This is a genomic window from Streptomyces sp. bgisy159 (genome assembly GCF_057707805.1).
In genome coordinates this window covers 161,637-182,332 of record NZ_JBYIQX010000009.1, presented here as the reverse complement: position 1 = coordinate 182,332, position 20,696 = coordinate 161,637, and the positions used below count along the sequence as shown (strand labels likewise).

18 protein-coding genes are annotated in these 20,696 nt (G+C 72.6%); 8 read left to right on the top strand and 10 right to left on the bottom strand.

The features are described 5' to 3' along the window. Window positions 1–205 precede the first annotated feature (205 nt). On the top strand, window positions 206–1,969 hold the full coding sequence (locus tag AC3ET3_RS12260; protein WP_435612105.1) for an LCP family protein: 1,764 nt from the start codon (window positions 206–208) through the stop codon (window positions 1,967–1,969). A 316-nt stretch (window positions 1,970–2,285) separates the two neighbouring features. Then, window positions 2,286–3,914: an LCP family protein gene (locus tag AC3ET3_RS12255; protein ID WP_435612104.1), complete on the top strand. Its 1,629-nt coding sequence runs from the start codon at window positions 2,286–2,288 to the stop codon at window positions 3,912–3,914. 107 nt (window positions 3,915–4,021) lie between these two features. On the opposite strand, the gene AC3ET3_RS12250 is transcribed toward AC3ET3_RS12255, so the two are convergent. Next, window positions 4,022–5,050, bottom strand: a complete 1,029-nt coding sequence (locus AC3ET3_RS12250; RefSeq protein WP_435612103.1) for a glycosyltransferase family 2 protein — start codon at window positions 5,048–5,050, stop codon at window positions 4,022–4,024. A 130-nt stretch (window positions 5,051–5,180) separates the two neighbouring features. On the opposite strand from AC3ET3_RS12250, the gene AC3ET3_RS12245 reads away from it, so the two are divergent. Then, complete coding sequence (locus AC3ET3_RS12245; RefSeq protein WP_432135432.1) at window positions 5,181–6,650, top strand: LCP family protein; 1,470 nt, start codon at window positions 5,181–5,183, stop codon at window positions 6,648–6,650. A 214-nt stretch (window positions 6,651–6,864) separates the two neighbouring features. Here AC3ET3_RS12245 and AC3ET3_RS12240 read toward each other — a convergent pair whose 3' ends face one another. Further along, window positions 6,865–7,497, bottom strand: a complete 633-nt coding sequence (locus AC3ET3_RS12240) for an HAD-IA family hydrolase (protein ID WP_432135433.1) — start codon at window positions 7,495–7,497, stop codon at window positions 6,865–6,867. Further along, window positions 7,490–8,776 (bottom strand): LCP family protein, encoded by a 1,287-nt coding sequence (locus AC3ET3_RS12235; protein ID WP_432157742.1) that lies wholly within the window; start codon window positions 8,774–8,776, stop codon window positions 7,490–7,492. The genes AC3ET3_RS12240 and AC3ET3_RS12235 overlap by 8 nt, the downstream gene beginning before the upstream one ends. Window positions 8,777–8,895: 119 nt before the next feature. Between AC3ET3_RS12235 and AC3ET3_RS12230 the strand changes: the two genes are divergently transcribed. After that, window positions 8,896–9,453: an acyl-CoA thioesterase gene (locus AC3ET3_RS12230; RefSeq protein ID WP_432135435.1), complete on the top strand. Its 558-nt coding sequence runs from the start codon at window positions 8,896–8,898 to the stop codon at window positions 9,451–9,453. 149 nt (window positions 9,454–9,602) lie between these two features. On the opposite strand, the gene AC3ET3_RS12225 is transcribed toward AC3ET3_RS12230, so the two are convergent. Continuing rightward, window positions 9,603–10,760, bottom strand: coding sequence for an acyl-CoA dehydrogenase (locus AC3ET3_RS12225; protein ID WP_432135436.1), 1,158 nt, complete (start codon window positions 10,758–10,760; stop codon window positions 9,603–9,605). A 204-nt stretch (window positions 10,761–10,964) separates the two neighbouring features. Between AC3ET3_RS12225 and AC3ET3_RS12220 the strand changes: the two genes are divergently transcribed. Then, window positions 10,965–12,311 carry a UDP-glucose dehydrogenase family protein gene (locus AC3ET3_RS12220; RefSeq protein ID WP_432135437.1) on the top strand — a complete coding sequence of 449 codons (1,347 nt, stop codon included), beginning with the start codon at window positions 10,965–10,967 and terminating at the stop codon, window positions 12,309–12,311. A gap of 121 nt (window positions 12,312–12,432) precedes the next feature. On the opposite strand, the gene AC3ET3_RS12215 is transcribed toward AC3ET3_RS12220, so the two are convergent. Next, window positions 12,433–12,942, bottom strand: a complete 510-nt coding sequence (locus AC3ET3_RS12215; protein WP_432135438.1) for a CGNR zinc finger domain-containing protein — start codon at window positions 12,940–12,942, stop codon at window positions 12,433–12,435. Between the two features lie 109 nt (window positions 12,943–13,051). On the opposite strand from AC3ET3_RS12215, the gene AC3ET3_RS12210 reads away from it, so the two are divergent. Further along, window positions 13,052–13,411, top strand: coding sequence for a VOC family protein (locus AC3ET3_RS12210; protein ID WP_432135439.1), 360 nt, complete (start codon window positions 13,052–13,054; stop codon window positions 13,409–13,411). An 18-nt stretch (window positions 13,412–13,429) separates the two neighbouring features. Further along, entirely contained in the window at window positions 13,430–13,819 is a 390-nt protein-coding gene (locus AC3ET3_RS12205; RefSeq protein ID WP_432157743.1) for a VOC family protein, read from the top strand. A gap of 107 nt (window positions 13,820–13,926) precedes the next feature. On the opposite strand, the gene AC3ET3_RS12200 is transcribed toward AC3ET3_RS12205, so the two are convergent. From AC3ET3_RS12200 to AC3ET3_RS12185, 4 genes are all read right to left on the bottom strand, one after another. Beyond that, on the bottom strand, window positions 13,927–15,054 hold the full coding sequence (locus AC3ET3_RS12200) for a dipeptidase (protein WP_435612102.1): 1,128 nt from the start codon (window positions 15,052–15,054) through the stop codon (window positions 13,927–13,929). Window positions 15,055–15,663: 609 nt separating this feature from the next. Next, entirely contained in the window at window positions 15,664–16,845 is a 1,182-nt protein-coding gene (locus tag AC3ET3_RS12195; protein ID WP_432157761.1) for a dipeptidase, read from the bottom strand. Window positions 16,846–16,853: 8 nt separating this feature from the next. Next, window positions 16,854–17,378 carry a 5-(carboxyamino)imidazole ribonucleotide mutase gene (gene purE, locus AC3ET3_RS12190; RefSeq protein ID WP_432135441.1) on the bottom strand — a complete coding sequence of 175 codons (525 nt, stop codon included), beginning with the start codon at window positions 17,376–17,378 and terminating at the stop codon, window positions 16,854–16,856. Next, entirely contained in the window at window positions 17,375–18,535 is a 1,161-nt protein-coding gene (locus AC3ET3_RS12185; RefSeq protein ID WP_432135442.1) for a 5-(carboxyamino)imidazole ribonucleotide synthase, read from the bottom strand. Before AC3ET3_RS12185 ends, purE begins: the two co-directional genes overlap by 4 nt. A 140-nt stretch (window positions 18,536–18,675) precedes the next feature. Between AC3ET3_RS12185 and AC3ET3_RS12180 the strand changes: the two genes are divergently transcribed. After that, the gene (locus AC3ET3_RS12180) at window positions 18,676–19,239 is read left to right on the top strand and encodes a GtrA family protein (protein WP_432135443.1); all 564 of its coding nucleotides are present in this window, start codon (window positions 18,676–18,678) and stop codon (window positions 19,237–19,239) included. A gap of 152 nt (window positions 19,240–19,391) precedes the next feature. Here AC3ET3_RS12180 and AC3ET3_RS12175 read toward each other — a convergent pair whose 3' ends face one another. After that, window positions 19,392–20,660 carry an ATP-binding protein gene (locus AC3ET3_RS12175; protein WP_432135444.1) on the bottom strand — a complete coding sequence of 423 codons (1,269 nt, stop codon included), beginning with the start codon at window positions 20,658–20,660 and terminating at the stop codon, window positions 19,392–19,394. Window positions 20,661–20,696: the final 36 nt, after the last annotated feature.

Below are 20,696 nucleotides of genomic sequence, written 5' to 3'. Positions count from 1 at the left end.
GGATTGCCCGGTTGTATGGACGTGGAATGTGTCACCGTCGTCGCTCGACGCCGAGTCGGCCGGATAGTGTGAGCGCCCCGGTGCACCCGGCCGCGAGGTCCATCCCCGGGCCGAGCGCCGAGTGACCGAGTGACTGGATCGACCCGAGCGCCTTTGGTCAAGGGGGGAAGGCGCCGCGTGGCCCCGACGGAGGATTCGGACAACCGTGGACGCGCAAGGCCGTGGGCGGGCGGACAACATCGACCCCGCAGACCAGTGGGTACTCAATCCGGACACCGGCGACTACGAGCTGCGACTGGCCCCTTCCGCACCGCAGTCGGCGGTCCCCGGACCCCGTAGAGGCGCAGCGCCGGGCGCGCGGGGCTCCGGTGCCGCCGGGTCCGGGCCGCGCGTCCGCACTCCCGCCCCTGAGCGGGAGCGGCCGCAGGAGGTGCCGGGGCCGCGCCGCCGCCGGGGTACGCCGGCCGACGAGCCGCAGCCGGGCCGGCGCGGCCGCCGGCCGGCGAAGAAGAAGTCGAAGGTCAAGAAGGTGCTGCTGTGGACCGGCGGCACCATGGCGTTCGTGATGGTGGCGGCCCTCGTGGGCGGCTATCTGTACCTGGAGCACCTCAACGACAACATCACGGCGGTCTCCGACGACGGCGCCAGCACGGGCGGCTTCAAGAAGGACCAGGCCATCAACATCCTGGTGATCGGCACGGACAAGCGCACCGGCGACGGCAACGCCGGGTACGGCGACGCGGGCAGCCCCGGCCACGCGGACACCACCATCCTGCTGCACGTCTCCAAGGACCGGTCGAACGCGACCGCGCTGAGCATCCCGCGCGACCTGATCGTGGACGTCCCGGACTGCCCGACGGAGCAGGAGGACGGCACCACCAAAGTCATCCCGGGCACGACCGGGGTCCGCTTCAACACCAGCCTGGGCCAGAGCGGCCGTACACCGAGCTGCACCCTGCGTACCGTCACCGCGCTGACCGGGATCACGCCGGACAACTTCATCGTGGCCGACTTCAACGCGGTCAAGACGCTGTCCTCGGCGGTCGGCGGCGTCGAGGTGTGCCTCGCCAAGGACATCGACGACCCGGACTCCCATCTGAAGCTCCCGGCGGGCAAGCACGTCGTCGAGGGCGAGCAGGCGCTGGCGTTCGTGCGCACGCGGCACTCCGTCGGCCTCGGCGGTGACCTGAGCCGGATCGAGATCCAGCAGCAGTTCCTCAGCTCGCTGATGCGCAAGCTGAAGTCGAACGACACCCTCACCAGTCCCACCAAGATGATCAAGCTGGCGGAGGCGGGCACCAAGGCGCTGACCGTCGACAGCCAGCTGGACAGCATCGACAAGCTCAAGGACCTCGGCATGGAGCTGGGCAAGCTCGATGTCAAGAACCTGACCTTCGTCACCGTGCCGGTGCTCGACAACCCGGCCGAGAAGGTGAAGGCGACGGTCGTGCTCAACGAGGCGACGGCGCCCCCCGTCTTCCAGATGATCAAGGACGATGTGTCGTTCACGGAGGTCAAGCAGCAGCAGAAGGCCTCCAAGGACGCGGCGGCCGCCGCGGCGGAGGCCCGGCTGAAGGGCACTCAGTCCGCGGCCTCGGAGGTGCGGGTGCGCATCCTCAACGGCGGAGCCGCGGCGGGCAGCGCGTCGAAGACCCTCACCTGGCTGCAGAACAGCAAGGGCGTGACCAAGTCCGAGAACGCGGGGAACGCGGAGACGGAGCTGGCGAAGACCACCCTGGAGTACGCGCCCGACCAGGCCGACCAGGCGCGCAAGCTCGCCGCCATCATGGGCCTGCCCGGCACGGCGCTGAAGCCCGGCGAGAGCGTCACCAACGCGCAGGGGCTGCCCACGATGACGCTGACGCTCGGCAAGGACTACAAGGGGGCGGGCGTCTCGCTGACCGCCCCGACGACGGCACCGTCGTCGGTGCCGAAGGCCACCGCGGACAAGGTGCAGTGCGCGAAGTGACGGCCGACCGGTAACCGCCCGTCGGGTGCCGCCCGACCGGTGATCGCCCGTCAGGTGGCCGCCCGTCAGGTGCCGCCCCCTCAGGTGGCCGCCCGGGCAGCGGCCGGCCGGTCGATGGCCGGCCGGTAGTTCCGGGCGTCGTGCGGTACCCGGCGGGTGAGGCAGGTGAGGCCGGGTGCATCAAAGAGTGGTCAAGACTGGGTCCGGCTGTGACGAGAGCGGCCGATCGCGCGTCTTGTACAACGTGGCGGCGGTCCCGTGCGTCTCATGAACGCGGGAAGAACCCCGCGCGCGGCGCGGCTGGAGGGTAGGGGAAGTGGCGCAGAGCAGTGTGCGGGGGGAGGCACCCGCGGCCGGGGACACCACGTCCACGGCACCTGAGGCATCCGGTGCGGCCGAACCGGCGGGCGGGCGGAGCGGCGCGGGCCGCAGTCCTCGCCGTCGGCGGGTGCTGCGCTGGTCGGCGACCGTGCTAGCGGTGGTGATACTGGGCACCGCGGGCGCGGGCTACCTGTACTACGAGCACCTCAACGACAACATCAAGAGCGACGAGCTGTACATCGGCGACGCCAAGGAGCGCGCCGCGGCGGCCCCGGCGAACGCGGAGGGCCAGACCCCGCTGAACATCCTGCTGATCGGCTCGGACGCGCGCAACACCGAGGCGAACCAGAAGCTCGGCGGGGCCCGGGAGACCTTCGGCGGACCGCCGCTCGCCGACGTCCAGATGCTGCTGCACGTCTCGGCGGACCGCTCGAACATGTCGGTGATCAGCATGCCGCGGGACACGCTGCTGCAGATCCCCAAGTGCACGGACCCCGACGACGGCACGGTGTACCAGGCGAGCCAGGGCCGGATGATGACGAACGAGTCGCTGAGCCGGGGCGGTCCCGGCTGCACGGTGGCCACCTGGGAGAAGCTCACCGACATCCGCATCGACCACTTCATGATGATCGACTTCGCGGGCGTGGTGTCGATGGCGGACGCGATCGGCGGCGTGCCGGTGTGCGTGGACGCCAACGTGTACTCGCACACCTCCAGCGGCCACGGCTCGGGCCTGCGGCTGGAGAAGGGCACCACCTACATCAAGGGCGAGCAGGCCCTGCAGTGGCTGCGCACCCGCTACGGCTTCGAGGACGGCAGTGACCTCGGGCGGGCCAAGGCCCAGCACATGTACATGAACTCGATGGTGCGGGAGCTGCGCGCCAATGCCAAGCTGAGCAGCCCGAACAAGCTGCGCAAGCTCGCCGAGGCGGCCACGAGGGCGATCACCGTCGACGACGGCCTGGACAGCATCAAGAAGATGTACGACCTGGCCGGCGAGCTGCAGAAGGTGCCCACCGACCGCATCACCATGACGACGATGCCCAACCGCTACGTCGGCGAGCGCGTGGAGCCCACCAAGGACGCCGAGCGGCTGTTCCGGCTGGTGCGCGAGGACATCGCGCTGGACGGCAAGGACACCGGGAAGAAGCCCGCGCCGAGCCCCTCCCCCACCGTGACCGACCCGGCCGCCGACCCCGCCGACCTCGCCGTGCAGGTACACAACGGCACCGGCACCGACACGCTGGCCCCGGCCCGCGGCCGGGCGACCGACGTGACCGGGCTGCTCACCGCCAAGGGCTTCGCCAAGGCGGTCACCGACCCCTCGGCGGCGACCGCCGAGCCGGCCACCGAGGTCAGCTACCCGAGCGCCGACCTGCGCGGCGACGCCCTCGCGGTCGCCCGGGCGCTCGGCATCCCGGAGAGCGCCGTGCGACGGTCCACCGAGGTCTCCGGCGTCACCGTCGTCGTCGGCGCGGACTGGCGCGAGAACGCGGCCTACAAGGTGCCCGAGGAGAGCGACGAGGTCCCCGAGTCGGCGGACCTGATGAACGCCTCGGACACGGGCCAGTGCATGCACGTGGACCCGTCCTTCACCTGGACCGAGGAGCCGGACGGGTCCTGAGGGCCTGGCAGGTCCGGAACCGGACGGCCTAGGGCCTGCTCGAATCCAGAACCCGACGGGCGCCGAGGGCCTGGTGGGACCGGAACCGGACGGTCCTTGATAGGCCGTCAGACGGAGCTGGGCACCGCCGGGCGGCGGGACGCGATGACCTTCCTGGCCAGCGACTTGGGGCTGGTCAGGAAGCCCCAGCCCCACGACATGTGCATGGTGGCGAGGGCGACGGGGATCCGCAGCCGCGCCTTCAGCGGCAGGCCCCTGCCGGCCGGAACCGACCCGGCGGCGATCGCCGCGAGGTAGCCGCCGGGGATCACGAAGCCTGCCGGGGTGAGCACGGCACCGACCACCAGACCCGCCGCGATGGCGCACACCGCCACCGGCGGCGCGAGATAGCGCAGGTTGATCGACCCGGAGTGGTAGCGGGCGACGACGTGCCGCCAACGCCCGTAGTCCTTGTACTGTTTGGCGAGCGCCCGCACGCTCGGCCGCGGGCGGTACGACACCCGCAGCTCGGGCGAGAACCAGATCAGGCCGCCCGCCTCCCGGATGCGGAAGTTCAGCTCCCAGTCCTGGGCGCGGATGAACTCCTCGTTGTAGCCGCCCTGTTGCTCCAGCGCCTCGCGCCGGAACACCCCGAGGTACACGGTCTCGGCCGGGCCGGCCTGCCCTCCGGTGTGGAAGGCCGCGTTGCCGACGCCGATCTTCGAGGTCATCGCGGCGGCGACGGCGTGCTCCCAGTCGTTCTCGCCCTCGGCGTGCATGATGCCGCCGACGTTCTGCGCGCCGGTCTCGTCCAGGAGCCGCACGGCGGTGGCGATGTAGTCCGGGGAGAGCATGCCGTGGCCGTCGACGCGGACCACGACCGGATGGCGGGAGGCCTTGATCGCGGCGTTCAGCGCGGCGGGCGTACGGCCCGTCGGGTTGGGCACGGTGTGCACGCGCGGGTCTTCGGCCACGAGCTCGGCGGCGATCTCGTCCGTGCGGTCCGTGGACGGACCCAGGGCGATCACGACCTCCATCTCACCGGAGTACTCCTGCGCGAGGATCGCTTGGACGGCTCCGCGCAGATGCCGCTCCTCGTTGAGGACGGGCATGATGACGGACACGGCGGGGAGCTGCGCGTCGGACTTGGCGTTCATAGAGCGCTCACGTTACCGCGAACGGGGGACACGGCGACCCCCCACCGGGTGTGCCACCGCCGGCCGACGATCGTATGGGCCTACGGTTCTCAACGCCTTCCCCCCGCCCGGCGCCGCCCGGAGGTGTCCCATGCCCGCCGCCCCACCGCCCCGGTCCCCGCGCACCCGGCCACCGCGCCGCGGCCCGCGTCCGCCCGCGCCCCGCAAACGTCCCCGCTGGGCCCTGCGGGCGGCGACGACGCTGTCCGTGGTGGTGCTGGCGGCGGCCGGCATCGGCCACTCGCTGGTGACGACCCTGGACGCCGACATCGCCCGGGTCGACCCCTTCCGGGACATGAAGAACCGCCCCCGCCCCGGCCACGGCATGAACGTGCTGCTGGTCGGCACCGACGGCCGGGACCGGATCACCCCGGCCGAGCGGCGGCGCTACCGGCTCGGCGGCGCGCCCTGCCACTGCACCGACACGATCATGATCGTGCACATCTCGGAGGACCGGGAACGGGCCAGCGTGGTCAGCCTGCCGCGCGACTCCTACGCCGAGACACCCCCGCACACCGACCGCACCACCGGCGAGAAGCACCACGGGCACCCGGTCAAACTGAACGCGGCGTACGCGGAAGGCGGGCCCCGGCTCACCGTCCGTACCGTCGAGGCGATGACCCGGGTGAAGATCGACCACTATCTGGAGGTCGACTTCACCAGCTTCATGAAGACGGTGGACGTGCTGGGCGGTGTGAAGATCTGCACGGCCGAGCCCCTCAAGGACTCGTACACGGGCCTGGACCTGCCGCCCGGCACCCACACCCTCGACGGCGGCGAGGCCCTGCAGTACGTGCGCTCCCGCCACGCGGACGCCTCCTCCGACCTGGGCCGGATGAGGCGCCAGCAGAGGTTCATGGCGGCTCTGGTGGACCGCGCCACGTCGTCCGGGCTGCTGCTGAACCCGCTGAGGTTCCGGGACGTGGCCCGGGCGGTGCTGGGCTCGGTGCGGGCGGACCGGGGCTTCGGCACCGACGAACTGCTGGACCTGGGCCGCGCGATGCGCACGTTCTCGCCGCGTTCCTCGGAGTTCATGACCGTGCCCATCGGGCAGATGGGGTACTCGGTGCCGGGCATCGGCTCGACGGTGAAGTGGGACCGGGCCGGGGCGGAACGCGTCTTCCGGTCGCTGCGCGACGACCGGCCGCTGGCGACCGCGCGGCCCGCACCCCCGCCCGGGAAGACCGCCCCGCGCGTCGAGGTGGCCCCGCGGCGGATCCGCGTCCAGGTCGAGAACGGCACGCGTACGGCCGGACTGGCCCGGCGGGTCGACGCGGCGCTGGCCGCGGCGGGCTTCCGTACGACCGGGCGGCCGGTGACCTCCGCCCAGCGCGACGTGCGCCGCACGATCGTCCTGTACGACCCCCGCTGGGACCGTTCGGCGAAGTCCCTCGCGGCGGCCCTGCCGGGCAGCGAACTGCGGTCGGCGAAGGGCCTGGGGGCCACTCTGAAGGTGATCGCCGGGTCCGGCTTCCACGACGTGCGGCCGGTGCGGGCGCCGGTCCCGGCGCCGAGCGGCGGGGCCGAGGTGGTGCGGGGCGACGAGGTCCGCTGCCCATGAGGACCCGGCTGCCGGGGCACGGGAGTCCCGACCGCGAAGACGCCGGGAGCACCGAGGCGTCAGGACCGCGGAGACGTCGGAACCGCGCAGGCACCACACGCACCCGAAGCCCCCGGACCGCGGAGACGTAGGGACCGCGCAGGCACCACCCGCGCCCGAAGCCCCCGGACCGCGGAAAGGTCGGAACCGCGCGGGCGCCGCGCGGGCTGAAGTGTCAGGAGTCGAACAGCGGGGCCAGCGCGCGCTCCAGGTCGGCGGCGTGGCGGAAGTGCACCGTGGGCATGGACAGCGCGGCCGCGGCCTCGACGTTCTCCCGGGTGTCGTCGACGAAGAGGCAGCGCTCGGGCCGCACGCCGGCCCGGGACGCGGCGAGTTCGTAGATCCGCGGGTCCGGCTTGGCGAGGCCGACGCGGGCGCTGCTGACGACGTGGTCGGCGAGGTCGGCCAGCCCCAGGGCGGCCAGGTCGGCCTCCAGGCCGAGGGGGGCGTTGGTGACCAGGACCAGCGGGACGTGGACCCGGGCCCGGCGCAGCAGCGCCACCACCGTCTCGTCGGCGTGGAACGGCGACTCCAGCAGGGTGGCGCCCAGCTCCCAGGCGGTGTCGTCGTCGACCAGGCCGGCCAGGCCGCGTGCGATGGCGGCGACCCACTCCTGCTCGGTGATCCGGCCCAGCATCAGCGGCAGGTCGGTGCCGGGGGCGAAGGCGACCTTCTGGGTGGTGCCCTCTGCGAGCCCGGCGGCGCGCTCCAGCGCCGTCAGGGCGGAGCTGTCGTAGTGCCGGATCACGTTGTCGACGTCACACAGCACCGCGTCGAAGGACCGGCCGCCGGCGGGCCGGTCAGTCACCGGAGACCGTGACCTTCTCGTCGTTGTTCAGCTGCTGCACCAGCTGCTTGACCTTGGCCTTGTCCCAGACCAGGTTGGAGCCCGCGGAGCCGGAGATCGGCATGTTCATCGAGGTGCCGTCGCCGCCGTTGACGCCCTTCATCGCGAAGAACATGGAGCCGAGGTCCCACAGGCTCATGTCCTCGTCGACGATCAGGGAGTCCAGGCCCGCGCCCATCGTCGGGTAGAACTTGAACGGGTTGAGGACCGTGCTCGGGGTGGCCACCTGGTGGGCGAGGGCGGCGAGGAACTTCTGCTGGTTCTTGGTGCGGTCCAGGTCGGAGCGGGCGAGCGCGTAGCGGGTGCGGACGAAGGCGAGGGCCTCCTCGCCGTTCAGGGTCTGCTTGCCCTCTTCGAAGTCGGCGCCGGACCTGGTGTCCTTCATGCCGCCCTTGGGGATGTCGATCTCGACGCCGCCGACCGCGTCGACGATGTTCGCGAAGCCGGCGAAGCCGATCTCGACGTAGTGGTCGATGCGCAGCCCGGTGTTGAACTCGACCGTGCGGACCAGCAGTTCGGGGCCGTCCATGGCGTAGGCGGCGTTCAGCTTGGTGTGCTTGCCGGTGCCCTTGTAGGTCTTGCCGGACTCGGAGCCGACGAAGGTGGGGATCTCCACGTCCGAGTCGCGGGGCAGCGAGATCAGCGTGTCGCCGTTGTCGCCGACGTGCAGGATCATCATCGAGTCGGTGCGCTTGCCCTCGGCGGAGCCGGTGTGCAGCTTCTTCTTCTCCTCGGCGGACATGCCCTCGCGGCTGTCCGACCCGACGATCAGGTAGTTGGTGCCGTCGCCGCCCTCGGGCCGGTCGATGACCTTGGACAGGTCGACCTCGCGGTTGAGCTTGGAGTCGGCCCAGAAGTAGGTGCCGACGGCGGTGACGACCAGCACGGTCGTCACGGTGATCGCCGTCCACTTGATCCGCCGGCGCCAGTCCGGCGCGGGGCGCGCGGCGCGGGCACCACCGGCCCCGCCGCCGGAGCCGCCACCGGGACCGCCGCCGTAGACCTGGCCCGTGCTGTAGCCGCTGTCGTAGCCGGACAGCTGGGCGTTGGTGAAGTCACCCTGTCCGTGGCCGCCCGCGTGCCCGCCCTGCGGGGGCACGCCGGGGGGCTGCGGCGGGGCGGCCGGGCCGCGCCGGACCTGACGCATGACGCGCGCGCTCTCCGGCTGCGCGCCGGCGCTGCCGCGTCCGTACCGGTCGCCGCGGTCGCCGCCGGACCATCCCTGGGGCCAATCATTCATGCGCCCCAGTGTGCCGGGCGCGGCCGCACGTCCAGTAGGGACGTCGGAAAATCAGGGCACCGCTGTTGCCAACCTGACACAAACTCCCGCCTTGTCCGGCGCGGCATAAGGTGGAGGTCATGACAGATCGCGTCACCGCAGCGGACTCGGACACCCCGGAGATCCCGGGCAAGCCGACATCCGCCTCCCGCACCACCCTCAGCCACATCATGACCCACAACGACACCAACCTCCTGGGCACGGTGCACGGCGGCGTGATCATGAAACTGGTCGACGACGCGGCGGGCGCCGTGGCCGGCCGGCACAGCGGTGGCCCCGCCGTCACGGCCTCCATGGACGAGATGGTCTTCCTGGAGCCGGTCCGTGTGGGGGACCTCGTCCACGTCAAGGCACAGGTCAACTGGACCGGCCGGACGTCGATGGAGGTCGGGGTGCGGGTTCTCGCCGAGCGGTGGAACGAGTCCACCCCGCCCACCCAGGTCGGCTCGGCCTACCTGGTCTTCGCCGCCGTCGACGCCGACGGCAGGCCGCGCCGGGTTCCGCAGGTGATGCCGGAGACCGACCGCGACCGCCGCCGCTACCAGGAGGCCCAGATCCGCCGCACCCACCGCCTGGCGCGCCGCCGGGCGATCAAGGAGCTGCGGGAGAAGCGGCTGGCGGAGGGGTTCGAGCACTGAGGCCTCGCCTTTCACCGGAGCCGCGTCTCGGACCGCAGCGGCTTCCCGGCACCGCGGTCGCGGGGCCCCTCGGCCGGGGTCCGGCCGCCCACTCACGACGACAGCCCCCGGCTCACGCCGGGGGCTGCGTTGTTCGGGCTGGTCAGCGGCTAGGGCAGGTTCCTTGCCATCACGATCCGCTGAACCTGATTCGTACCCTCATAAATCTGCGTGATCTTGGCGTCGCGCATCATGCGCTCGACCGGGTAGTCGCGGGTGTAGCCGTAGCCGCCGAGGAGCTGGACGGCGTCCGTGGTGACCTCCATGGCGACGTCGGAGGCGAAGCACTTGGCCGCGGCGCCCTGGAAAGTGAGGTCGCTGTCGCCGCGCTCGGACTTGGCGGCGGCCGCGTAGGTCAGCTGGCGGGCGGCCTCGATCTTCATGGCCATGTCGGCGAGCATGAACTGGATGCCCTGGAAGTCGGCGATCGGCTTGCCGAACTGCTTGCGCTCCTTGACGTAGCCCTTGGCGTAGTCGAAGGCGCCCTGGGCCACGCCGAGGGCCTGGGCGGCGATGGTGATGCGGGTGTGGTCGAGGGTCTGCATCGCGGTGGCGAAGCCGGTGCCCTCCTTGCCGATCATGCGGTCGGCGGGGATGCGGACGTTGTCGAAGTAGACCTCGCGGGTCGGGGAGCCCTTGATGCCGAGCTTCTTCTCGGGCGCGCCGAAGGAGACGCCCTCGTCGGACTTCTCCACGACGAACGCGGAGATGCCCCGGGAGCGCTTGGCCGGGTCGGTGACGGCCATCACCGTGTAGTACTCGGACTCGCCGGCGTTGGTGATCCAGCGCTTGACGCCGTTGAGGATCCAGTGGTCGCCGTCGCGGACCGCCTTGGTCTTCATGCCGGCCGCGTCGGAGCCGGCGTCCGGCTCGGACAGGCAGTACGAGAACATCGCCTCGCCCTTGGCGAGCGGGCCCAGGTACTTCTTCTTCAGCTCCTCGGAGCCGGAGAGGATCACCGGCAGGGAGCCCAGCTTGTTCACGGCCGGGATGAGGGAGGACGACACGCAGACGCGGGCCACCTCCTCGATGACGATCACCGTGGCGAGCGCGTCGGCGCCCGCACCGCCGTACTCCTCGGGTACGTGCACGGCGTGCAGGTCGCCTGCGACCAGGGCCTGAAGGGCCTCGCGCGGGAAGCGGGCCTCCTCGTCCACCGCGGCGGCGTGCGGCGCGATCTTCGCCTCGGCCAGCGAACGGACGGCGTCGCGGAGCATGTCGTGCTCCTCGGACGGGCGGTACAGGTCGAAGTCAGCCGATCCGGCCAAGGTCTCTCACGCTCCAAAGACGCTGTGATGCTGCCGCTTACTACCGTTGCTAATTACCGTTAAGTAACCCAAATTTTAGAGGGCCCGCCCCCGGCACGGGTACGTGACCTTGGCGACAGCCCGGAAACCGCCCGGTGAGGGGCGCTGCCCCACCCCCGATATGCTCGGGCAGCGCAGAGAACGCCGTCCAGTCCAGGAGCACGCATGGCCGCCCTCAGGATCACCGTGATCGGTACCGGCTACCTCGGGGCGACGCACGCCGCCGCCATGGCGGAACTGGGCTTCGAGGTGCTGGGGCTCGATGTCGCCCCCGAGAAGATCGCGATGCTGGAGCGCGGCGAGACGCCGATGTTCGAGCCGGGGCTGGAAGACCTGCTGCGCCGCCACGTCGCCGGGATCCCGGGGTCCACCGGGCGGCTCAGGTTCACCACCGACTGGGCCGAGGTGGGCGCCTTCGGCGACGTGCACTTCCTCTGTGTGAACACCCCGCAGAAGCACGGCGAGTACGCCTGCGACATGTCGTACGTGGACGCCGCGATCGCCTCCCTCGCGCCGCACCTGGACCGGCCCGCGCTGGTCGTCGGCAAGTCGACCGTGCCCGTCGGCTCCGCCGACCGCCTCGCCGCCTACCTGGCCGCGCACGCGCCCGCCGGGGAGGGCGCCGAGCTGGCGTGGAACCCGGAGTTCCTGCGCGAGGGGTTCGCCGTGCAGGACACGCTGCACCCGGACCGGATCGTGGTCGGGGTGCGCAGCGAGCGGGCCGAACACACCCTGCGCACGGTGTACGCGACGCCGGTCGAGGAGGGCTCGCCCTTCGTGGTCACCGACTTCCCGACGGCCGAGCTGGTGAAGACCTCCGCGAACTCCTTCCTCGCCACCAAGATCTCCTTCATCAACGCCATGGCCGAGGTGTGCGAGGCGGCCGGCGGTGACGTGGCCAAGCTGGCGGAGGCGATCGGGTACGACGACCGCATCGGGCGGAAGTTCCTGCGGGCCGGCATCGGCTTCGGCGGCGGCTGTCTGCCGAAGGACATCCGGGCGTTCATGGCGCGCGCCGGTGAGCTGGGCGCCGACCAGGCGCTGACCTTCCTGCGCGAGATCGACTCCATCAACATGCGCCAGCGCGGCCAGATGGTGGAGCTGACCCGGCAGGCGCTGGGCGGCGGGCCCTTCCTGGGACGGCGGGTCGCGGTGCTCGGGGCGACCTTCAAGCCGGACTCCGACGACGTGCGGGACTCGCCGGCGCTCAACGTCGCCGGGCAGATCCACCTCCAGGGCGGCCAGGTGACCGTCTACGACCCCAAGGGGATGGAGAACGCCCGGCGGGTGTTCCCCACCCTCGGGTACGCCGAGCGCGCGCTGGACGCGGTGCGCGGTGCCGACGTGGTGCTGCACCTGACCGAGTGGCGGGAGTTCCGGGAGCTGGACCCGGCGGAGCTGGGGGAGGTCGCGGCGGGCCGCGTCATCCTCGACGGGCGCAACGCGCTGGACCCGGAGGTGTGGCGCAAGGCGGGCTGGACGTACCGAGCCATGGGCCGTCCCACGGCCTAGCACGGCGCACCCGGACAGTCGCGTCGCAGGGGCGGGCCGGGCGGCGGACGGACGCCGGTTCGGCCGAGGCTCAGTCGGCCGAACCGGCGTCCGAGTGCATTCTGCACCACCTCGGGGCGCGTCAGGGCGCCTTCGCGCGGTAGCGCCGCATCTTCGCGCGGGCGCCGCACACCTGCATCGAGCACCAGCGGCCGCGGCCGGCCGGGCTGCGGTCGTAGTACGCCCAGTGACAGGTGGGTGCCTCGCACGCCTTGAGCCGGGCCCAGGTGCCGTCGACCAGGGCGCGAGCGACGGCGACGGCGACCCGGGAGAGCAGCGGGCCCTCGTCGGCCCGCAGGGACGCGGAGCCGTCGTGCTCGTCGACGGCCACGTACAGGGGCGCCCGCGCGAGAAGGTCGCCCAGGGGGGTCACCGCGCGGTGCGGTGGGTGGCCGGCGTGGGCGAGGAGCGTGGCCCGCAGGGACTCGCGCAGGTCGCGGGCTTCGTTCACGGCGTCGGCGCCGTCGGTGAGCCCGAAGCGCGCCCGGCCGTCCGCCGTGTCGAGCGCGTCGGCGCCCGACTCGATGTCCAGCGTGTTCACCAGGGCCTCGACCAGCGCCAGGCCGCCCGGCGCGGACGCTCTCTCACTCATGGCTGCACGGTACCTCCCGGGATTCCCCTTGCGACGTTACCGGCAAGAGGGCAGGATGCGGTTACACGGTTACCGGCAATCGCTGGTAACGGGTAACGAGGAGGAAGACATGGCTGTCGCCGAGCTGGGTGCCGTCGTCCTGGACTGTCCCGACCCGCGCTCGCTCGCCGGGTTCTACGCCGAGGTGCTGGGCGGGACCGTCGAGGGGGACGGGGAGTGGGTGGACCTGAAGATGCCCGGCGGTCGGTCGCTGGCGTTCCAGGCGGCCCCGGGGTTCGTGCCGCCGCGGTGGCCGGCTCCCGACCACTCGCAGCAGTTCCACCTGGATCTGACCGTGCCCGACCTCGACGCGGCGGAAGAGAAGGTGCTGGCGCTGGGCGCGCGGCCGCTGGACACGGAGGACCGTTCGCGCGGCTGGCGTGTGTACGCGGACCCCGCCGGGCACCCGTTCTGCCTCTGTGCCTGCTGACCTCACCGTGGAGGTGCCATGGCGTCCGTCGCCCGGCTGCGCAACGTCGTCCTCGACTGCCCCGACCCGCTCGGCCTCGCCCGGTTCTACGCGGCGGTCGCCGGGGGCACCCCGCAGGCCGAGGACGACGACTGGGTCGTCCTGGACGTTCCCGACGGCCCCCGGCTCGCTTTCCAGCGGGCGCCCGGCCACCGGCCGCCGCAGTGGCCGCGGCCGGACCACTCCCAGCAGTTCCACCTGGACTTCGACGCCGGGGCCACCTGGGCGGAACTGGACGCCGCCCACGAGCGGGTCATCGCCCTCGGCGCCCGCCCCCTCGACCTGACCGACCGCGAGGCCAAGGACTTCCTGGTCTACGCCGACCCGGCCGGCCACCCGTTCTGCCTGTGCCGCATCGAGCACGGCTGAACCCGCTCCCCCGTGCGCTCCCACGGCCGGTCCCGTCGCCCCGGGGCCGGCCGTCGCGGTGGCGGGGTGCCCGGGGCACGGGCGGTGCGGGGCGGCGCCCGCGGCGGCTACGCGTCGAGGGCGGCGATGTCGGCCGTCGAGGGCTCGTGGCGGTCCCGGCCGGCTCGGGAGAGGAAGTCGGCGGCGCGCAGGGCGCGTTGGGCGTTACCCCAGGTGAGGAGGGCGAGGTCGGTCTCGGACCAGCCCCGGCCGAGGAGCTCGGCGATGAGCCGGGGATAGCCGGAGGCGTCGGCGAGTTCCCGGGGGTGGGCGGCGCCGGAGTCGTAGGTGCCGGCGAGGCCCACGCTCTCCGGTCCGGCCAGGGCGCGGACGTGGTCCAGGTGGTCGGCGACGTCACGGATGCCCGGCCCGGTCTGCTCCGCGGTCAGCGGGACCATGCACAGGCCCTTGGCCGCGCCCAGCTCGGTGAGCAGGTCGTCGGGCAGGTTGTCCGGGTGGGGCCGCAGCGCGCGGGCGGCGGAGCGGGTGCACAGCACCGGCGCCTTGGACAGCACCAGCGTACGGGCGATGGTGGCGTCGGATGCGCCGGAGAGGTCGGCGAGCACCCCGAGCCGGTTCATCTCGCGGACGACCTCCTCGCCGAACCGGGTCAGTCCCGCCTCGCTCGCCCAGGAGGTCCCGGCCAGGGTGAGGACGCGCAGTCCCAGCGAGTGCAGGACGCGCAGGATGCCCAGGGAGTCGTCCAGAGCGGGCGCCGCGGCCGGACCCAGCAGCACCGCGACCCGGCCGCAGTTGCGGGCGTCGATGACCTGCCCCGCCGAACGGGCCAGCCGCAGCCCCTCGGGGTGCGCCTTGATCACCGAGCGGACCAGGTCCAGCTGCTCCAGGGTGGCGCCGACGGCCCGGTTCGCGACCAGTCCCTCGGGCAGGTGCAGGGACCAGAACAGCGCCGCGACATGGCCCTCGCGCAGCCGGGGGACGTCCGTGTCGACGGCGGTCTCCCCGGCCTGAAGGTCGTACCAGGGCAGATGGCGCAGCGCCCAGGGCAACCCGCTGTAGCCGTCGGCGATGGGGTGGGCGGCGAGCAGGGCGTGCGCGCGGTCCAGGGGGTCGCCCACGGGCTCGTCGACGCCGGGCCCCGCCAGGTCCGGGCCCTGTGGCTCCGGGAAGGGGCCGTCCAGCGGCCGCTCGCCGACCTCGGGCGCGGTGTGCAGTTCGTCCTGGAGGTCGGCCATGGCGGTCTCCGTACGTCGTGATCGGCGGCATGGTCTGCGCTGGGCGATCAGCAGTACGCATCACCGTCGCACGGAGGCGGGCGGGTCACCCGCCGGACGGTGCGTTCGGGTGCCCCGCGCCGGACCGCGTCGTCCGTACGCCGGGCTCGCGCGACCCGGCGTGCGCCGGGTCGCCCCCTCGCGCCGGGCGCACACACCGCGCACGCACGCCCCTCCAGCACACCGGACCGCGCGCGCCATCTCCCGCGCACGCCCCTCCAGCACACCGGACCGCGCGCACCGGGCCCCGCACGCCGGACCGGAGGCCGCCGGGCGGCGCACACCCAGCCCCGCACGCCGGACAGCGCACGCCGCCCACATACACCGGGCCGCGCACACCGGGTCGTGCACGCTGGACCGGGGCCGCCGACGGCGCACACCGGAGCGCGCATACGGATCCGCACGCGCCGGGCCGTGGAGGCCGCTCGCCCCACGCCGGGCGGCGCACGCCGCTCACCCACACCGGACCCCGCACGCCGGACCGGGGCTACCGGCCCCGGTCGCGCGGCCGGGCGCGCACGACTCGCCGCACCCCCGGGCACCCCGCACCCCCGGGCGCCCCCGGGCCGCTCAGCCGCCGTCCAGCGACTCGATCGTCGCGTTCGACGCCCCCCGCGTCGCCCGCAGCTCGCGGGCCACGTCCTCCGCCGCGCCCAGCACCCGCACCGCGTTGCGCCAGGTCAGCTTGGCGAGGTCGGCGCGCGACCAGCCGCGCTCCAGCAGTTCCGCGAGCAGGTTCGGGTAGCCGGAGACGTCGGCCAGGCCGTCCGGGGTGAAGGCCGTACCGTCGTAGTCCCCGCCGATGCCGAGGTGGTCGACGCCCGCGACCTCGCGCATGTGGTCGAGGTGGTCGGCGACCGTGGCGACGGTGGCGACCGGGCGCGGGTGCGCCTCCTCGAAGGCGCGGTGCACCGCCATGGCCTCCGGGGTGGTGGCCAGGTGGTGGAAGCCGTGGGCGCGCATGTTCTCGTCGGCGGCGGCCGTCCAGTCCACGGCGGCCCGCAGCACGAACTTCGGCACGAACGTCACCATCGCCATGCCGCCGTTGGCGGGCAGCCGCTCCAGCACGTCGTCCGGGATGTTGCGCGGGTGGTCGCACACCGCGCGGGCCGACGAGTGGGAGAAGATCACCGGCGCCGACGTGGTGTCCAGCGCGTCCCGCATGGTCGTGGCGGCCACGTGGGAGAGGTCGACGAGCATGCCGAGCCGGTTCATCTCCCGCACGACCTCCCGGCCGAAGGCGGACAGCCCGCCGACCTTCGGCTCGTCGGTCGCGGAGTCCGCCCAGGCCACGTTGTCGTTGTGGGTGAGCGTCATGTACCGCACGCCGAGCGCGTACAGACCGCGCAGGGTGCCGAGGGAGCCGGCGATGGAGTGCCCGCCCTCCGCGCCCATCAGGGAGGCGATCCGCCCCTCCGCGCGCGCCGCCTCCAGGTCGGCGGCGGTCAGCGCGGCCCGCAGCTGCCCGGGATGCCGGTCGATCAGCTGCCGTACGCAGTCGATCTGCTCCAGGGTCGCCGGAACCGGGTCGGGGAGGTCCGACCGCACGTACACCGACCAGTACTGCGCGCCGACCCCGCCCGCGCGCAGCCGGGGCAGGTCGGTGTGCAGGTGCGCGTCCTGCCGTACGGCGATGTCGCGGGCGTCGAGGTCGTAGCGGACCTGCTCGCGCAGCGCCCAGGGCAGGTCGTTGTGGCCGTCGACGACGGGGAACTCGCGCAGCAGTTCCCGCGCCTCGTCGAGTGAGGTCATGGCGGCCGTCACGTCCCGAAGCCGAAACCGCCGCCCGCGCCCTCGACCTTGGCGCGCAGCCGCTTGCCCTTCTCGGTGGCCTGGTCGTTCAGGTCCTGCTGGAAGTCGCGCATCCGGCCGAGCAGGTCCTCGTCATGGGCGGCGAGGATCCGGGCGGCCAGCAGACCGGCGTTGCGGGCGCCGCCGACCGAGACGGTGGCGACGGGCACACCGGCCGGCATCTGCACGATCGACAGCAGGGAGTCCATGCCGTCGAGGTACTTCAGCGGCACGGGCACGCCGATGACCGGCAGGGGCGTGACGGAGGCGAGCATCCCGGGCAGGTGGGCGGCGCCGCCGGCGCCCGCGATGATCACCTTGAGCCCCCGGTCCGCGGCCTGCTCGCCGTAGGCGACCATCTCGCGCGGCATCCGGTGCGCCGAGACGACGTCGACCTCGTAGGCGATCTCGAACTCGTCGAGCGCCTTGGCGGCGGCCTCCATGACGGGCCAGTCGGAGTCCGACCCCATGACGATGCCAACTACAGGGCTCATTCCGTGATCGTTCCTCTGAGGTAGCCGGCTGCGTGACGGGCGCGCTCCAGCACGTCGTCCAGGTCGTCGCCGTAGGTGTTGACGTGGCCGACCTTGCGGCCGGGCTTCACGTCCTTGCCGTACATGTGGATCTTGAGCTTGGGGTCGCGGGCCATGCAGTGCAGGTACGCGGAGTACATGTCGGGGTAGTCGCCGCCGAGGACGTTGACCATGACCGTCCACGGGGCGCGCGGGCGCGGGTCGCCGAGGGGGAGGTCGAGGACGGCCCGGACGTGGTTGGCGAACTGCGAGGTGATCGCGCCGTCCTGGGTCCAGTGGCCGGAGTTGTGGGGGCGCATCGCCAGTTCGTTGACGAGGATGCGGCCGTCGCGGGTCTGGAACAGCTCGACGGCGAGGTGGCCGACGACGCCCAGTTCCCTGGCGATGGTCAGGGCCATCTCCTCGGCCCGCAGCGCGAGCGCCTCGTCGAGGCCGGGCGCGGGGGCGATGACCGTGTCGCACACGCCGTCGACCTGTCGCGACTCCACGACCGGGTAGGCGACGGCCTGGCCGTGCGGGGAGCGCACGACGTTGGCGGCGAGTTCGCGGACGTAGTCGACCTTCTCCTCCGCGAGGACCGGGACGCCCGCCTTGAACGGCTCGGCGGCCTCCTCGGCGCTGTCGACGACCCACACGCCCTTGCCGTCGTAGCCGCCGCGGACGGTCTTGAGGACCACGGGGAAGCCGTCACCCTCGGCGCCGTCCGCCAGGCCCTCCGCCGCGAAGGCCGCCACGTCCCGCGGATCGCTCACGATGCGGTGGCGCGGGCAGGGGATGCCGATCGCGTCGAGCCTCGCGCGCATCACTCCCTTGTCCTGGGCGTGCACCAGCGCGTCGGGGCCGGGGCGGACGGGGATGCCGTCCGCCTCCAGCGCCCGCAGGTGCTCGGTGGGTACGTGTTCGTGATCGAAGGTGATCACATCGCACCCCCTGGCGAACTCGCGCAGGGTGTCCAGGTCGCGATAGTCGCCGACGACGACATCGTTCACCACCTGGGCCGCCGAGTCCTGTGGGGTGTCACTGAGGAGCTTGAACCTGATGCCGAGCGGGATGCCCGCCTCGTGTGTCATACGAGCGAGCTGGCCACCGCCGACCATGCCGACTACCGGGAACGTCACGCCCCTAGGGTATCGGCCGCCGCCGGAGGGGAGGATTCCGCCTCGGTGGCCATGAGAGCGACCACAGGAAATCCTCGAACGTGGATGGTTAGCATGGCTGGGTTGACGCATCCGCGACCCGGACGGGGGCCTGTACGACCATGGGACATGGTTCCTCGGGGCTGCGCCGCCTTGCGCACGAAGTCGCCAAGTTCGGCGCCGTGGGCGGGGCCGGCGTCCTGGTCAACCTGGGCGTCTTCAACCTGGTGCGGCACACGACCGACCTGCAGGTCGTGCGGGCCGGTGTCATCGCCACGGTCGTGGCGATCGTCTTCAACTACATCGGGTTCCGCTACTTCACCTACCGTGACCGCGACAAGAGCGGCCGCACCCGCGAGCTCGCGCTGTTCCTGCTGTTCAGCGGGGTCGGCCTGGTGATCGAGAACGGGCTGCTCTTCGCGGCGACGTACGGATTCGGCTGGGACACCCCGCTGCAGAACAACATCTTCAAGTTCCTCGGCATCGGTGTGGCGACGCTGTTCCGCTTCTGGTCCTACCGCTCGTGGGTGTTCCGGGCGCTGCCGGTGCGGGAGGCGGAGGCAGGGCCGGGAGCGCGGCCGGAAGCGGAGGCTGCCGCGCCGGGGACGCGGTCGTCCACGGGCGTCCGGCCGGCCGCCCCCGCCCAGCAGCAGCCGCACGAGTACCTGACCCGGACGACTTCCTGACCCGGATGACTTCCTGACCCGGACGACTTCCTGAGGCGGTCGGCTCGGGACAGCGGGGCCGCGGGCCGACGACTGCCCGGCCCGTCGGCTGCCTGGCCCGACGGCTGCCTGGCCCGACGGCTGCCTGGCCCGACGGCTGCCTGGCCCGACGGCTACCTGACCGTCTGTTCCTGCTGCTCCGACTTCCGCGGCGGCGTCCGCGACAGGAACAGGCCGAACACCGGCGGCTGGGCCTGCAGCATCTCCAGCCGCCCGCCGTCCGCCTCCGCCAGGTCGCGGGCGACCGCGAGTCCGATGCCGGTCGAGTTGCGGCCGCTGATCGCCCGTTCGAAGATCCGCGCACCGAGGTCGGCGGGGACGCCGGGCCCCTCGTCGGTGACCTCGATGACCGCCTGGTTGCCGGTGACCCGGGTACGCAGCGCGACGGTGCCGCCGCCGTGCATCAGCGAGTTCTCGATCAGCGCGGCCAGGACCTGGGCGACCGCGCCGGGCGTGCCCACCGCCCTCAGGTGCCGCTTGCCGGAGCTGACGATGGCCCGGCCCGCGCTGCGGTAGGCCGGCCGCCACTCGGCTAGCTGCTGCTGGATGACCTCGTCGAGGTCGAAGGTGACGGCCGAGCCGGTGCGCGGGTCGCGGGAGTTGGTCAGCAGCCGCTCGACGACGTCCGTCAGCCGCTCCACCTGGGCCAGCGCGACGTTCGCCTCGTCCTTCACGGTGTCCGGGTCGTCGGTGAGGGTGATCTCCTCCAGCCGCATGGACAGCGCGGTCAGCGGTGTGCGGAGCTGGTGGGAGGCGTCGGCGGCGAGCCTGCGCTCGGCGGTCAGCATGCGTGCGATCCGCTCGGCGGAGGAGTCCAGCACGTCGGCGACCCGGTCCAGCTCGGGGACGCCGTAGCGCTTGTGGCGGGGGCGCGGGTCGCCGGAGCCGAGGCGTTCGGCGGTCTCGGCGAGGTCGGTCAGCGGGGAGGCGAGGCGGTTGGCCTGCCGGACGGCGAGCAGTACGGCGGCGACCACCGCGAGCAGGGCCACCAGCCCGATGATCAGCAGGGTGCGGCCGACCTCCCGGGTGACCGCGGACCGCGGTTCCTCGACCCGTACGGTCTCGCCGCCCTCGCCGCGCTCCTCGGCGTGGATGACCTCGCCGCCGGGTTCGGTGCCGAGTTCGATGGGGTCCCGGCCGGGGATGCGGACGACCGCGTACCGGTCCTCGGTGACCTGCTCGCGCAGCAGCTCGGCGGTCACGTCCTCGTGCCCGAGGAGGCGGCTGTCCACGATGCCGACGAGGCGTACCGCCTCGGAGTCCACCCGCTCCTGGGCGCTGCTGCTGATGGTCCGGGTCTCGACGATGACGAGGGAGATCCCGAAGACGGCGATCACCACCAGCACGACGGCGAGGGTGGACTGGATGAGTCGACGACGCACGGAACGGCTCTCCGGGTCAGGTCCTGCGGCCTTCCG

Excerpts from the sequence above, each read along its gene's own strand:
- AC3ET3_RS12250 (WP_435612103.1), bottom strand. The coding sequence starts at position 5,050 with ATGAACGCCAAGTCCGACGCGCAGCTCCCCGCCGTGTCCGTCATCATG.
- AC3ET3_RS12245 (WP_432135432.1), top strand. The coding sequence starts at position 5,181 with ATGCCCGCCGCCCCACCGCCCCGGTCCCCGCGCACCCGGCCACCGCGC.
- AC3ET3_RS12235 (WP_432157742.1), bottom strand. The coding sequence starts at position 8,776 with ATGAATGATTGGCCCCAGGGATGGTCCGGCGGCGACCGCGGCGACCGG.
- AC3ET3_RS12230 (WP_432135435.1), top strand. The coding sequence starts at position 8,896 with ATGACAGATCGCGTCACCGCAGCGGACTCGGACACCCCGGAGATCCCG.
- AC3ET3_RS12220 (WP_432135437.1), top strand. The coding sequence starts at position 10,965 with ATGGCCGCCCTCAGGATCACCGTGATCGGTACCGGCTACCTCGGGGCG.
- AC3ET3_RS12215 (WP_432135438.1), bottom strand. The coding sequence starts at position 12,942 with ATGAGTGAGAGAGCGTCCGCGCCGGGCGGCCTGGCGCTGGTCGAGGCC.
- AC3ET3_RS12210 (WP_432135439.1), top strand. The coding sequence starts at position 13,052 with ATGGCTGTCGCCGAGCTGGGTGCCGTCGTCCTGGACTGTCCCGACCCG.
- AC3ET3_RS12205 (WP_432157743.1), top strand. The coding sequence starts at position 13,430 with ATGGCGTCCGTCGCCCGGCTGCGCAACGTCGTCCTCGACTGCCCCGAC.
- AC3ET3_RS12200 (WP_435612102.1), bottom strand. The coding sequence starts at position 15,054 with ATGGCCGACCTCCAGGACGAACTGCACACCGCGCCCGAGGTCGGCGAG.
- AC3ET3_RS12195 (WP_432157761.1), bottom strand. The coding sequence starts at position 16,845 with ATGACCTCACTCGACGAGGCGCGGGAACTGCTGCGCGAGTTCCCCGTC.
- purE (WP_432135441.1), bottom strand. The coding sequence starts at position 17,378 with ATGAGCCCTGTAGTTGGCATCGTCATGGGGTCGGACTCCGACTGGCCC.
- AC3ET3_RS12180 (WP_432135443.1), top strand. The coding sequence starts at position 18,676 with ATGGGACATGGTTCCTCGGGGCTGCGCCGCCTTGCGCACGAAGTCGCC.